This window comes from Flagellimonas algicola, from assembly GCF_005937185.1.
GTDB lineage: Bacteria > Bacteroidota > Bacteroidia > Flavobacteriales > Flavobacteriaceae > Flagellimonas > Flagellimonas algicola.
Genome location: NZ_VCNI01000001.1, coordinates 1,388,223 through 1,401,310, shown reverse-complemented (window position 1 = coordinate 1,401,310; position 13,088 = coordinate 1,388,223). Strand labels below are relative to the sequence as shown.

Below are 13,088 nucleotides of genomic sequence, written 5' to 3'. Positions count from 1 at the left end.
TCTCATTTTTGGTCAAATGCACTACAACTTGTTTATAGCTACAATTTACCCTTTTTTATACGCATAACCTCCCCTTTTGGAAAGATATAACCTACTTTTTGTCCCACTTGCCATATATTGCATTAAACGGTCTTGAGATTTCTTCTTTCTTTGGCTTATGAAATACAAACCATTGACTAAAACCCAAAAGATACAGCTCTCCCATTTTATTAAAGAAGGCTATGGCTCCCCGCAGGAGTTTGCCAAGGTGCTGGATCGTAACCTGGAAATGCTCTTTTATATAGAGGAAGAAGTATTTACCCCGCGAGAGGTGCAAAGCGTGGTCTCGGCGCTAAGGGGCATTGTTACAGTCCTTAGAATACGGGAAAGGAAAAAAAGCAAATGAAAAATTGAAAATGGAAAGTGGAAAATTGAAAATGCAAAATTGAACCTGAGTTTGAACTTGAACTTCAACAATCTTCATTGGAATTTGGGGCTTCCTGTTTAATGCTAAATCGTAAATCCCGACTTTCAACTTTCGACATTTGACTTTGAAACCTACCTATAAAAGTTGGTCGTTACCAAGGCACATTAGCACTGTGCTGCACCAAAAAGAGTAAGCGCGTTTTAAGCGGGAACGGGCTCTTTAAGTGTTCGCCCCTTGATCAACAGCCAGAACATAAACACCAATTCCCCAAAGAAGGTAAAGAACAAGAGATCCAAATTGGTTTCCGGGCTAACAAAAGCTCCAAGTGTGTGGATCACGTACCCTAGCCCGGCTATCAGCAATAGAAGCCCAAAGATTTTTGGTACGTAAGTGGCCTTAAAGACCAAGAGGCCCAATAACACCAAATACACCCCAAAAATGACCAGCCCAAAGGACCATTCCAATCTAAACGCATCCACATAAAACTGCATATTTTGAGCCACTTCTGTTCCCGTACCTGAAGTATACTGGTGTACAAGCGTCAATATTTTCACCAAATTGGTCAGGGCCACCAAGTACATGGCCGTATAGATCAACCGAAACCAGGCCACAAGCAGGGAAAAGTAGCGTTGCACGGGTTTTAAAAAAAGATAGAGCGCCCAGGCCACAACAATATCGCAGAGTAGGGTGATCAAATGCAGAAAAATGCTGGTGGTAAACAACAACTTTTCTTTGCTGATGTTTTCAGCTGTAGTCGCTGCATCATCCAAAATAAGCTTGGGAAAAATATAGAATTCAGCAAAGGGAACGGTAAGGGTCATGAGCAATAGCCCAAGACCGGCTATTAGGGCAGCTTTGCCCAAGGTAAAAGTCAATTTAGTGGTAGTTGTAGTGGTCATGTTGTCCAGTTTTTACCTAAGACTGATCAGCTGGGAATTTGTTACACCACCATTGGCGTTTTAAAAGCGTCATGCATTGTTTGGCCCTAGGGCATATCTACATCAAGGGTTTTTTAGTCTCCTTTTATGGCCTTATAAACTTCTTCAGAAACCGGCTCAAGCCAATTGGTTCGCTTATTGCCCGAAATGGCAAGATAGGTAACCCCGTTATCCGCGCTAGCCGCGTGCCAATGCTCTACCCCCGGCTGGCATTTAATGGCATCGCCCTTGTTCACTATTTGCACCTCCTTCCCCCGTTCTTGATAGTATCCGGTTCCCTCTATGATCAATAGCTGCTGTCCCGCGGGGTGTATATGCCAATCCAATCTAGCGCCTGCCGCAAAGGTGGCAACGGCTACATTATAATCAAAATCAGGGTCCGCAGCGCTTACATGGTATAACCAAACATCTCCGGTATGGTGAAGGTTGGGAGCCAATTCACCTCTTGGGAAAACTGTATTGTCTTGGCCAGCTGCTCCAAAACAGCAAATGGATACCAATACAAATGTCAGTAATGTTTTCATGGTCCTTGAAATTAAGACATTTTGGTCAAATTCCATAGATTGCCCAGACAGGAGCCTGGTCAAGTGCGTTCCAAAGAACCTTTAATTAAAGGACATTGAGGTTGTTGTGGATTCTTTCGGTCAAATCTTTTCGCACTTGGGCCTGTGCTGCATAACTTTTCCAGGATTTTACCACCGCATTGATTTCCTCTAAGATGCTTTTCCCTTTTTTAAGGTTGTTGTCCTTGGCAATGGTCAAGAGGTCTTCTTTGGTGATGTCCAAGCGCTTTCCGTTCACGCTCAAGGTCTGTTTGTTTACCCAGTGGTTGGTGGGGTCAAAGGAAAAGCAAAGGTCGTAGGCCGGGGCCAGTCGCCATTCCCCGTCCTTTTTTAGGATAAAGGAAAAATTCTTGGTGTGGTCGTCATAGTTGGTGGCCAAAACATTAAAGGCCATTCTTCGGAACATTTGCTCTGCTTCGGGGTAGGTCAACCGCAGTATGCGCATGGTTTGAAACAGCTGTTCATAGCTATAGCCGTACATATCGTTAAAATCGTAGTGCTGTATCCCGCAAAGCGATAGGATGTGGTGACGGGTGTTGCCCTCACGATCAAAACGCTGGGTCATAAAATGGGCCCTTCCGTGTTCTTCCAGCAGTTGGCATTCGCTCATTTCAATACCGCAATCTTGGGCCATAAGATAATAGGCGTATTCCACACGCCCCCAACCCGAGCTTTCACCAAACTGATCCCCGCTAACGCCATCCAGTTTAAGTAACCAATGTTCAAACCCTTTAGGCACATTGCCCTGCCCTGAGCGTACTTCCTTGGTCTTGGGATTATAGGCAATTACCGCCTTGGGACGCGCACCCCCGGCCGAGGTTCCTATTTTAAGGATATCCATCATGGCCTTTTCGTCATCCTTGTTCAATTGGGTCAAAAAGGTTTCGCGTTCGTTCAGCATTTTTTGGGCCACCTCCACTAGGCTATCCAGTTCCAGAGCATAGGTGTATGCTCCAGTTTTGATTCGAGTAGGCTCAAACTTCAACGCACCCATACCCCTTGTGCCTATAAAGCACAATTTTTCCACGGGGTTCATGCTGTTTTCAGGTCTACCTTGCTGGGCCAACCAGATATTGATCAGCTTGTTTCCGTATTTGTCCGGTAAGGTATCGGATAATAGACCGGGCAATCCCTTAAAGGCATCTTCGGTTTCACCACGGGCTTTCCGCAATTCTGGAAAACTGTGTATACGTCCACCTTGGTCCAAGGGCATTTTAATAGGGGATAGGTCCCAGCCTTTTTGGAGAAATTGGGGATCGTACTGGAAATACCCCAGTTGTTGGGACTCGTCCCAGCGAATGGCTCCTACCAGTTCGTCCCATATTTTTACCTCGGCCACATCTACCATCCCAAATCTTTTATATTGGGTTTGGGATTGGATTTACCACTGGCCCGTTGCTTTTGTTGTTTTTTAAGCTTGGCGTATGCCAAAGGGCTTATTTCTTCTGAAACTTGAAAAGTATCCAGAACATAGAGACTATTTAATGCCCTAAGAATTTGAATAAGGCTCATTAGGGTAACGGGCTCCCCATTCTCTATTTTACTGATGGTCCAGCGATTTAACCCTGCTTTTTCTGCCAATTGGGCCTGTGAGGTATCTTGTTGTAAACGTAAACGTCTTATATAACGTCCTAGCTGTTCTACTATAGCTGAATCTGTCATATGCGCCCACTCTATGTTGGTATTTCCCGTCATAATAGATTATTTACAACATAAATGTTGGTATTTACCAACAAATATAAGTATAAATATAAGATTTTCAAAACATGATGTAAGTAAATACCATCATTAATGCTAAAAAATGCATTTAATGCTAGTAAATACTAACAAAATATAACAATAAATATACAGTCTTAAAGTATCTTGAACGAAATAAAGAGTAACTATCGATGAATGGTCTGCACTCGGTCAGGTCCTACGGAAACAATTTTGATCGGAACGTTCAATTCTTTTTCCAGAAAGTCGATATACTCGTTTAGGGCAGGAGGAAGGTCTTCCGCTTGGGTCAACTGGGTCAAATCCTTGGCCCAACCTTTCATTTCGGAATATACCGGTGTTACGTTTTCGCTTTCAATATTGTAGGGAAGGTGCTGGATTTCTTCGCCATTATATTTATATGCCGTACAGACTTTTAGCGTTTTAAAACCGCTTAAAACATCCGCTTTCATCATCATCAACTCGGTAACCCCATTGATTTGGACCGCATATTTTAACGCCACCAAATCCAACCAACCGCAACGTCTGGCTCTGCCTGTGGTAGCACCAAATTCGTTACCTACGCGACCCATGGTCTCTCCGTCCTCATCAAAAAGCTCAGTAGGGAAGGGGCCACTGCCCACACGGGTGGTATAGGCCTTGAAAATGCCCAGTACGCGACCAATTTTATTGGGAGCTACGCCCAATCCGGTACAAGCTCCAGCAGCGGTAGTGTTACTAGAGGTTACAAAAGGATAGGTTCCAAAATCAATGTCCAAAAGGGAGCCTTGGGCACCCTCGGCCAATATTTTCTTGCCTTCGGCCTGGGCATTGAAGATAAACTCTTCGCTATCTATGAAAGTGAGTTTTTTAAGGGTTTCCACCGCTTCAAAAAACTCGGCTTCCAGTTCGTCCAAATCGTATTGGATATCCACATTATAAAAACCGATCATGGCCTCGTGCTTGTCAGCCAGAGTACGATATTTTTTCTTCCAGGCATCAAACTCCAAATCCCCAACACGCATCCCGTTACGTCCTGTTTTGTCCATATAGGTTGGACCAATACCCTTTAGAGTAGACCCAATCTTGGCCTTTCCTTTGGCCGTTTCTGAAGCAGCATCCAATAAACGGTGGGTGGGTAGGATCAAATGCGCCTTTCTGGAAATTAAAAGCTTGGCAACAAAGTCAATGTTGAACTTCTCCAGATTGTCCAGTTCTTTTTTAAAAATCACTGGGTCTATGACTACCCCGTTGCCCACAATGTTCAGGGCATTTTTATGGAAAATTCCGGATGGAATGGTGTGCAGTACATGTTTTATACCATCAAACTCCAAGGTGTGCCCTGCATTTGGACCGCCTTGAAAACGGGCTATAATATCATAATCCTTGGTAAGAACATCAACAATCTTTCCTTTTCCCTCGTCTCCCCATTGGAGTCCAAGCAATAAATCTACCATGAAATAGGTGGGTTAGTCAGTTAGGTTTTCTTCTTTGTTTCTGGTTCCGTAGAAATATAGAGAATGGTTGCTGATCTTGATATCAAAAACCTCCTCAATGGTTTTTTTGATGGATTGGATACGTGGGTCGCAAAATTCTACAACTTCTCCCGTATCTGTTAAAATAACATGGTCGTGCTGACGATCAAAATAGGACTTTTCGTATTGGGCCTGATTTTTCCCAAACTGATGCTTGCGCACCAATTTGCAGTCCAATAGCAATTCAATGGTGTTGTAAAGGGTGGCTCGGCTTACCCGGTAGTTTTTGGTCTTCATTTTAATATAAAGGGACTCTACATCAAAATGATCGTCACTATCATAGATTTCCTGAAGAATAGCGTAGCGTTCAGGAGTTTTGCGATGTCCTTTTTCTTCCAAAAAGGAAGTGAACACATTTTTTACAATTTCCTGGTTTTTGTTGTTGCCCATAGCGTCTCACCAATGCTAAAAGACAAAGGTACAGCTAAAAATTAAATTCTTGATACTTTGTCTATCCCCTCCACTTGTTTCAGGTGGTTAATCAATTTTTTAAGAATATTGTTGTTTTTTACCACCAAGGTAATCTGTCCGGTAAAGGTCCCACCGTCCGCACTAAAGTTCAGATTGCGCATGTTCACGTGCAAGTTGTCCGAGATGATGTTTGTAATCTCGTTCACCAATCCCAGATTATCAATTCCTGTTATACGGATATCTGCAGTAAACTCCTCTTGAGAGGAGTCTATCCATTTGGCCGACATAATTCTGTAGGCATAACTGGACTGTAATTGGATAGCATTGGGACAGCTTTTGGTATGTACCTTTATTCCTTCATTCACACTTAAAAACCCAAAAACATCATCCCCGGCAATAGGATTGCAACATTGTGACAATTTATAGGGAAGTTTTTCCTCTTCCTTGCCAAACACCAACATATCGTATTTGGTGGTGATCTCATCCTTGTTTACATCCTTTGGCGTTGGGTTCCTTCGGATTTTGTTCTTGAAGAAATTTAGGAAGGCATTGTGATAAGAGGATGCAAAGTCTTTGATGCGTTCATTGTCTATGACCCCAATTCCTACACGGTAAAATAGGTCAAGACTGGTTTTTAGCTTAAAATAGGTCACCAATTTGTTTATGGTATCCTCGTTCAAGTTGATTTTTTGGGATTTTAATTTTCGGCGAAGCACTTCCTTCCCATCTGCCGCAATGCTTTTCTTTTCTTCGCTAAGGGATGATTTGATCTTGGATCGGGCACGGGCGGTCTGGGCATAATCCAACCAACTTTGGTTGGGTTTGGCACTTTCTGAAGTAATGATTTCCACTTGATCCCCGCTTTGAAGTGTTGACCCCAGCGGAACCAATTTTCCATTGACCCGGGCACCTCGGGTTTTCATCCCAATTTCGGTGTGGATATGGAAGGCAAAATCCAATGGTGTGGATCCCTTGGGCATGGATTTTAAATCTCCTTGGGGGGTAAAAACAAATATCTCTTTGGAATACAGGTTAAGCTTAAATTCCTCTACAAAATCAACTGCATTTCCATTGGAGCCCTCCAAAGCTTCCTGTAGTCGGTTGAGCCAATCCTCAATACCTTGTTCCTTTTGTTCCCCATGCTTATACTTAAAGTGAGCCGCATACCCTTTTTCAGCGATCTCGTGCATGCGTTCACTTCTTATCTGAACCTCCACCCATTTTCCTTTAGGTCCCATCACCGTAATGTGCAGAGCTTCATATCCGGTGGATTTTGGCGAGGTGATCCAATCCCGCAAACGAATAGGGTTGGGTGTAAAGTGATCCGTAACAATGGAATAAATTTTCCAAGCTAGGAACTTTTCATTTTTTCGGTCCGATTTATAGATGATTCTAATGGCGAACTTGTCGTAAACCTCGTCAAAGGCAACGTTTTGAGCCTTCATTTTTCTCCGGATGGAAAAAATGGATTTCATCCGACCCTTGATATCGTAGTTGAGGCCTTCCTTATCCAATGAATTGCGTATTACATTGGAAAAATCCTCAATATACGCCAACTGTTCCTCCTCGGTATCCTCTATTTTGGCTTGAATGTCACTATAGACTTCTGGTTCCGTATACTTTAGACTTAAGTCCTCTAGATTACCCTTGATATTGTACAGCCCTATTCGATGGGCCAACGGGGCATAAATGTAAAGGGTTTCGGAGGCGATTTTCACCTGTTTATGCTCTGGCATGGCGTCCATGGTGAGCATGTTGTGGTAACGATCCGCAATTTTGATGATGATTACCCGGACATCGTCATGAAGAGTCAACAGCATCTTCCTAAAATTCTCAGCCTGCTGACTAATGTCCTTGTCCTTTTTTAAGTGGGCAATTTTAGTAAGCCCATCCACAATACGGGCCACAGTCTCCCCAAACATACGCTCAATATCATCAAGGGTGTACGGAGTGTCCTCCACCACGTCATGCAGCAGTGCAGAAGCAATGGAAACCGCATCAAGACCAATTTCAGAAGCTACAATTTTGGCGACGGCTATTGGATGGAAAATATAAGCCTCACCCGACTTTCTACGCTGATCCTTGTGGGCATCCACGGCAACGTCAAAAGCGGAGCGTATCAATTTCTTGTCCGCAGCGGTCAAGGTTTGATAACTGATACGAAGCAATTCCTTGTACTGCTTCGCGATCTCCTTGTTCTCTTTTTCTATAGCAGCCTCCGTCATATTAAATTAAAGTTAGCACAATCCTAATAGCTAACCAACAAAAATTATGCCTTTAAGTTTCTAATCCGTTCAATTAGAGGAGGGTGTGAATAGTGAACAAATACGTAGGCCGGATGGGGCGTGAGGTTGCTCAGATTGTTCTTGGAAAGCTTTTTTAAGGAGGTGACCAAAGGAGTGGCCGCAAATGTCATTTTGGCATAGTTATCTGCCTGAAACTCAAACTTTCGGGATAGGTAATTCATAGCCAATCCAGTAATTTCGGAAATTGGACTATAGAGCAACACAAAGCCTATCAACCCCGCATGAAAACTAGGGGTGGACACGCCTATGGCCAATGAGATTTGAGGATTATTGATGAAAATGGATAATATGAACAAGGTCAAGCCGGTCAATAGTAATGAAACCACCAAATTGAAAATAATGTGCTTGCGTTTGTAATGTCCAACCTCGTGGGCCAGCACGGCCACTATCTCTTCCTCGCTCAAATCATTGATCAAGGTATCAAACAAAGTAATCCGTTTTTCCCGTCCAAATCCAGAAAAATACGCATTGGCCTTGGTTGACCTCTTGGAACCATCGATCACAAAAATGTTTTGAAGCTCAAAACCCACATGTTTGGCATAGCGTTCAATGGATTCTTTTAGGCTTCCCTCCGAAAGGGGGGTTTGTTTGTTGAACAAAGGCACAATAAGCTTGCTGTAAAACAAGTTCATGAATAGGATAACAGCAGCAGCCATAATCCAAGTGTATAGCCAAAAATTGGGACCTGTCCATTGATAAAACAAAATGAAAAGGGATAGGATTCCACCTCCGAAAATAGCGGTAAGCACTCCAGCTTTAAGCTTATCCAGGAAAAAGAGTTTTTTGGTAGTCTTATTAAAACCATACTGCTCCTCTATCACAAAAGTTTGATAGTAGGAAAATGGGGCACTGAGAATACTGCTCCCCAAAACAATAAGGCCAAAGAATACTAGGGCCATAACAATAGGATTGTCCGATATGGAACGCGTAAGCTGGTCTAACCACTCAAATCCGTTCAATAATAAAAAAGCCAAGGTCACCAACAGGGAAACCCCATCAGATAAACTACCAAATCTGTAATTGGTTCGCTTATATTGTTGGGATTTTTGGTACTCCTCCCCATCAAAAACATCTTGGAGCTCTTCCGGAACATCGGATTCAAATCTCTTAGCGTTCAAATATTCCAAAAGTTGATGGATAAAATATTGCACCACCAAAATACCGATGATGACATAAAACAGCGTAGTTTTTTCCATAGGCTAGTATCCGCGTTGCCGCTTGGCTTCAAATATAAGTATTGCCGCGGACACGGACACGTTCATGGAGTCAATTTCACCCTGCATGGGAATAATAATATTTTGATCCGAATGCTGGAGCCATGTTTCGGACAAACCGCTTGCCTCGGTCCCAACCACAATGGCGGAACCACCTTGAAAATTGCATTCCACATAGTTTTTGGAGGCCGTAAGCGCTGCACAATAGATGGTGATGCTTTTATGTTTTAAATATTGAAGGATTTCTTCTGTACTACCCATACCAACGGGAGTAGTAAACACGCAGCCTACGCTAGACCTAATGATATTTGGATTATAAAGGTCGGAGCGGGGATTGGCAATCAATACGGCATCGATTGCCGCAGCATCTGCGGTACGGAGAAGGGCCCCAATATTACCTGGTTTTTCGGGAGCTTCAGCAACCAAAACCAAGGGATTCGGGTTTTTAAACTGAAGATTTTCCAGTGGATGCTCCTTACCCTCGACAAGCGCTAGAATCCCTTCGGTTGTTCCTCGGTGGGCCAGTTTTTCGTAAACCGATTTGGAAAGTTGGATGTATTCGATTGTTGGATTTTTGGATATCGGATTGCTGGAAAAACTGGAAGCGATTTCGGGGCTAAACAGCAGCGTTTTTATGGTATAACCACCTTTTTGGGCCAGCTCAATTTCGCGAACTCCTTCAACAACAAAAAGACCTGTTTTCTTCCGTTCCCGGGATTTTTCCTTTAGGAGCAGTATCTTCTTTATCAAAGGATTTTGGGTACTGCTGATGGATTTGACTTCCTTCACCCCACAAAAATACATATTCTTGTAATCTCATTGTATGCCTTCCGACCAAGCATGAAATTGACCAAAAATAGAAGATGAAAAGAATAGTTCTCTTGGCAATGATTCTAATTGTTGCCTCCTGTAAACCAGCTTCCAAAGAAGAAAAAAGTGTAGAAAAGGTGCAGGCCGAAACCGAAGTTGCTACTGCGAAATACCCTAAAATACTTGAGACTGTTTTTACCGCCCATGGTGGTTTGAAAGCATGGAAAGCCCAGCGCACATTGACCTTTGAAATGCCCAAAAGCGAATCAAAGGAAACCCATACGATAGATTTGTGGTCTCGCATGGATCGTGTGGATACCGATAAGTTGTCCATGGGTTCTGATGGAAGTCAAGTATGGCTCCTGGATTCGGATGAAAGCTATGAGGGCGATGCCGTTTTTTACCACAACCTCATGTTTTACTTCTATGCCATGCCTTTTGTTTTGGCGGATGACGGTATAGTTTACCATGAAACGGATGATTTGGTTTATGAACAAAAAAGTTATCCTGGAATCCGTATTGCGTATAATTCTGGTGTGGGTACTTCACCAAAGGATGAATATTTTATCCATATAGATGCTGAAACTGGTCAAATGGCCTGGTTGGGGTATACGGTGACTTATAGAACGGGAGAAGTGTCGGAGATTGTTAAATGGATTCGGTATGATGATTTGCAGGAGATAGAAGGTCTGGTACTTCCTAAATCCATTACATGGTACAACTATGAGGGGCCAAAAATTCTCGATGCCCGAAGTACGGTTAATTTTGAAAACGTGAGCTTGGCCAAAGAGGCAAAACCCAACGACTTTTATGCCAAACCCGGGCAGGCCGTTACGGTGGAACCCAAAAAGTATGACTAGGTTCACTGGAATCTTAAGTTGCTGGCTTTAAAATCCGTATTTATTGTGGTAGCTGATCAGTAATCCAACGACAGAATTGTAACTCTCAATTCCTTCTTCTTGATTATTGACTTTGAGAAACGTATTGAAAATCGATTTGAAGACAGGTTCCAACGGATTTTCATAGCGCTCCCAAAAATCACGGACTTCTTTGTAATTTTTTTTGACCCCGGGGTTTAGGCCCTCTACCAACTGCTTGAAGGTGTCCTCATCTTTTTGGGCCAAATCGGATAGGCAATACCCCAAGGCATGGGAATAAGCAGTATACTTAAAATAAGGATCTTGGTTTTTGGCTGAAACCAGAAACCCGATAAAATTGGTGGCATCTTCGGCCGAATATCCCAATTGATGACCAACCTCGTGTCCGCTTACTGTTGGCATGCGATAAATGGGTGTAATACCATTCACTTGGGCTTCGTTGGAAAAAGGATTAAGGTAGCCCCCATAGCCCATATAACTTAGTGGAATACTGAACAAGGATGACTTAATACTTTGGCTCTTATACTCTAGATAGGGGTAAGTATCTTTGAGTTGGGCATATCCAGTCTTGGTCTTTTGGAATACCTCCTTGCGGCTATACGGAACCTGGACCGGTTCAATACTATCCCCGGCAATCTGTTCCTGAAAATGGTTGGATTGGTCAATCAGATACTGTGTGAATTCTACCAATTGTTGTTGAGTATATTCCCTTTCAATGCCTAGTTTCCAAGTAATGGGTTGTCTGTAGTAGTTCATTCCCCAGAGCAGATGAAATGCAAAATATACCAAGGATAGAACTACTACAATATCCTTTAAGAAAAGCAATGGCTTTTGCCTTATGCTCTTCCAGTTTCGGTAGAGATATCTTAGGGCCAGAACTATGAGGGTTAGATAAAGCAGATCGCCAAAAGAAAAAGGAATCCAGCCAAATAGTAAGCGCAGGAATCTGGAAATAGGCGGATAAATGCCCTCACTATAATAACGCTCAACCCAATTGGGATAACTGCCAATCCACTTGACCAAAATAATTTGGAGGGGTAGGGCAAGGGCAATTAGAGTTTTGACTTTGGGTCGCATAGATTATATATACGGGAAACAAAGCCTCTAAACTACTTCTAAATTTTTAGAATGTATATTGAGGGATGGAGTCTTAACAAAGCTTTGTGCAAAAAGGAAAAAAGCCGAACATAGGTTCGGCTTGGTTCTAATAATTTTAAGGATTTTATTCTTGGATTCCGGTAATCTCCAAATCGAAAATCAAATCGGAATTAGGTGGGATGGGACCACCACCTTGGGCTCCATATCCTAAATGTGGCGGGATAAACACACGTATTTTATCACCCACTTTCATAGTTTGTAATCCTTCTTTGAATCCTGGAATTAACCTAGCTTCAGGACTATAATCCATAGGAGTTGGGAAATAACCGCCACCTTGCTTCCTTCTTAAATCAAACTTGTTGAATTTGGTGGCTATCTCCTCGTAGTTACTGTCAAAAAGAAGTCCGTCGGGAAGCCATCCAGCGTACATCACCAAAACCTTTTGTCCAACTTTGGGCTTTTCTCCGTCTCCTTGGGTTAAGGATAGAATTTTAAGTCCGGAGGGCAGTTCCTCGGCCTGTGCTTTTTGACTTTCAAATTCAGCCGCATAATCGGCTTTCATTTTTTCAAAAGCGGCTACCGCAGCTTCTTCTTCGGCAAAATAATCCGTCATGATTTGAATCGCATCGAAGTTTTTGGCTTCCTTGCCATTACGTACAATTTCTACCTTGTTCATGACAACATCTTCATCAGGTGTATTGCTTTGGGCTGCAACGGCTACATTGGCAATAGTATCCACTACTTCCAATCCGCTCACCACTTCACCAAAAACAGTATGTCTTCCGTTTAACCAGGGTGTTTCTTTATGGGTGATGAAAAACTGGCTCCCGTTGGTTTTTGGACCCGAGTTGGCCATGGACAAAATACCCTTTTTGGAGTGTGTCAGGGAGTCATTGAATTCATCTTTGAACTTATATCCTGGATTGCCTCTTCCGGTTCCCATTGGGTCACCACCCTGAATCATAAAATCCTTCATGACCCTGTGAAAAATGAGGCCATCATAGAATTTTTTGTTCTTAAGGCTATCGGACACAAAAGGACTATTGCCTTCTGCCAGCGATACAAAACTGGCCACGGTAACCGGGGTTTTCTCATGTTCCAATTTTACAATGATATCTCCTTTATTGGTTTGGATATCAGCAAAAATGCCATCTCCCAAATCGGTATACTTGCTGGATTTACAGGCAAGTAAGACCATGGAGAATAGCGTAATTAAAACTAGGGATCGTTTCAT

Annotated in this window: 13 protein-coding genes; 2 read left to right on the top strand and 11 right to left on the bottom strand. The window is 42.8% G+C overall.

Annotated features, from left to right (window positions below):
- The first annotated feature begins 157 nt into the window (after positions 1–157).
- On the top strand, positions 158–385 hold the full coding sequence (locus tag FGG15_RS20175; RefSeq protein ID WP_138834259.1) for a hypothetical protein: 228 nt from the start codon (positions 158–160) through the stop codon (positions 383–385).
- 221 nt (positions 386–606) lie between these two features.
- Here the strand turns inward: FGG15_RS20175 and FGG15_RS06085 are convergent, their stop codons facing one another.
- The 9 genes from FGG15_RS06085 to FGG15_RS06045 all read right to left on the bottom strand — a co-directional run bounded on the left by FGG15_RS06085 (position 607) and on the right by FGG15_RS06045 (position 9,872).
- A complete protein-coding gene (locus FGG15_RS06085) occupies positions 607–1,305 on the bottom strand; it encodes a DUF4386 domain-containing protein (RefSeq protein ID WP_138834258.1) in 699 nt (232 codons plus the stop codon).
- A 113-nt stretch (positions 1,306–1,418) separates the two neighbouring features.
- Positions 1,419–1,868: a cupin domain-containing protein gene (locus tag FGG15_RS06080; protein WP_138834256.1), complete on the bottom strand. Its 450-nt coding sequence runs from the start codon at positions 1,866–1,868 to the stop codon at positions 1,419–1,421.
- An 85-nt stretch (positions 1,869–1,953) separates the two neighbouring features.
- The gene (locus FGG15_RS06075) at positions 1,954–3,255 is read right to left on the bottom strand and encodes a type II toxin-antitoxin system HipA family toxin (RefSeq protein WP_138834254.1); all 1,302 of its coding nucleotides are present in this window, start codon (positions 3,253–3,255) and stop codon (positions 1,954–1,956) included.
- A complete protein-coding gene (locus tag FGG15_RS06070) occupies positions 3,249–3,602 on the bottom strand; it encodes a helix-turn-helix domain-containing protein (RefSeq protein ID WP_138834252.1) in 354 nt (117 codons plus the stop codon). Before FGG15_RS06070 ends, FGG15_RS06075 begins: the two co-directional genes overlap by 7 nt.
- Positions 3,603–3,790: 188 nt before the next feature.
- Positions 3,791–5,059, bottom strand: coding sequence for an adenylosuccinate synthase (locus FGG15_RS06065; protein ID WP_138834250.1), 1,269 nt, complete (start codon positions 5,057–5,059; stop codon positions 3,791–3,793).
- Positions 5,060–5,071: 12 nt separating this feature from the next.
- Positions 5,072–5,527 (bottom strand): Fur family transcriptional regulator, encoded by a 456-nt coding sequence (locus tag FGG15_RS06060; protein ID WP_138834248.1) that lies wholly within the window; start codon positions 5,525–5,527, stop codon positions 5,072–5,074.
- Positions 5,528–5,568: 41 nt separating this feature from the next.
- A complete protein-coding gene (locus FGG15_RS06055) occupies positions 5,569–7,773 on the bottom strand; it encodes a RelA/SpoT family protein (RefSeq protein WP_138834245.1) in 2,205 nt (734 codons plus the stop codon).
- Between the two features lie 44 nt (positions 7,774–7,817).
- Complete coding sequence (locus tag FGG15_RS06050) at positions 7,818–9,050, bottom strand: M48 family metallopeptidase (RefSeq protein ID WP_138834243.1); 1,233 nt, start codon at positions 9,048–9,050, stop codon at positions 7,818–7,820.
- Between the two features lie 3 nt (positions 9,051–9,053).
- Positions 9,054–9,872, bottom strand: coding sequence for a TrmH family RNA methyltransferase (locus FGG15_RS06045; protein WP_138834241.1), 819 nt, complete (start codon positions 9,870–9,872; stop codon positions 9,054–9,056).
- 59 nt (positions 9,873–9,931) lie between these two features.
- On the opposite strand from FGG15_RS06045, the gene FGG15_RS06040 reads away from it, so the two are divergent.
- On the top strand, positions 9,932–10,738 hold the full coding sequence (locus FGG15_RS06040) for a DUF6503 family protein (protein WP_138834239.1): 807 nt from the start codon (positions 9,932–9,934) through the stop codon (positions 10,736–10,738).
- A 27-nt stretch (positions 10,739–10,765) separates the two neighbouring features.
- Here FGG15_RS06040 and FGG15_RS06035 read toward each other — a convergent pair whose 3' ends face one another.
- Entirely contained in the window at positions 10,766–11,833 is a 1,068-nt protein-coding gene (locus FGG15_RS06035; protein WP_138834237.1) for a DUF3810 domain-containing protein, read from the bottom strand.
- A gap of 145 nt (positions 11,834–11,978) precedes the next feature.
- Positions 11,979–13,088, bottom strand: coding sequence for a peptidylprolyl isomerase (locus tag FGG15_RS06030; RefSeq protein ID WP_138834235.1), 1,110 nt, complete (start codon positions 13,086–13,088; stop codon positions 11,979–11,981).

Bases quoted from the DNA above. Each gene is read 5' to 3' on its own strand.
- FGG15_RS20175 (WP_138834259.1), top strand. From the start codon at position 158: ATGAAATACAAACCATTGACTAAAACCCAAAAGATACAGCTCTCCCAT.
- FGG15_RS06085 (WP_138834258.1), bottom strand. From the start codon at position 1,305: ATGACCACTACAACTACCACTAAATTGACTTTTACCTTGGGCAAAGCT.
- FGG15_RS06080 (WP_138834256.1), bottom strand. From the start codon at position 1,868: ATGAAAACATTACTGACATTTGTATTGGTATCCATTTGCTGTTTTGGA.
- FGG15_RS06075 (WP_138834254.1), bottom strand. From the start codon at position 3,255: ATGGTAGATGTGGCCGAGGTAAAAATATGGGACGAACTGGTAGGAGCC.
- FGG15_RS06070 (WP_138834252.1), bottom strand. From the start codon at position 3,602: ATGACGGGAAATACCAACATAGAGTGGGCGCATATGACAGATTCAGCT.
- FGG15_RS06065 (WP_138834250.1), bottom strand. From the start codon at position 5,059: ATGGTAGATTTATTGCTTGGACTCCAATGGGGAGACGAGGGAAAAGGA.
- FGG15_RS06060 (WP_138834248.1), bottom strand. From the start codon at position 5,527: ATGGGCAACAACAAAAACCAGGAAATTGTAAAAAATGTGTTCACTTCC.
- FGG15_RS06055 (WP_138834245.1), bottom strand. From the start codon at position 7,773: ATGACGGAGGCTGCTATAGAAAAAGAGAACAAGGAGATCGCGAAGCAG.
- FGG15_RS06050 (WP_138834243.1), bottom strand. From the start codon at position 9,050: ATGGAAAAAACTACGCTGTTTTATGTCATCATCGGTATTTTGGTGGTG.
- FGG15_RS06045 (WP_138834241.1), bottom strand. From the start codon at position 9,872: ATGTATTTTTGTGGGGTGAAGGAAGTCAAATCCATCAGCAGTACCCAA.
- FGG15_RS06040 (WP_138834239.1), top strand. From the start codon at position 9,932: ATGAAAAGAATAGTTCTCTTGGCAATGATTCTAATTGTTGCCTCCTGT.
- FGG15_RS06035 (WP_138834237.1), bottom strand. From the start codon at position 11,833: ATGCGACCCAAAGTCAAAACTCTAATTGCCCTTGCCCTACCCCTCCAA.
- FGG15_RS06030 (WP_138834235.1), bottom strand. From the start codon at position 13,088: ATGAAACGATCCCTAGTTTTAATTACGCTATTCTCCATGGTCTTACTT.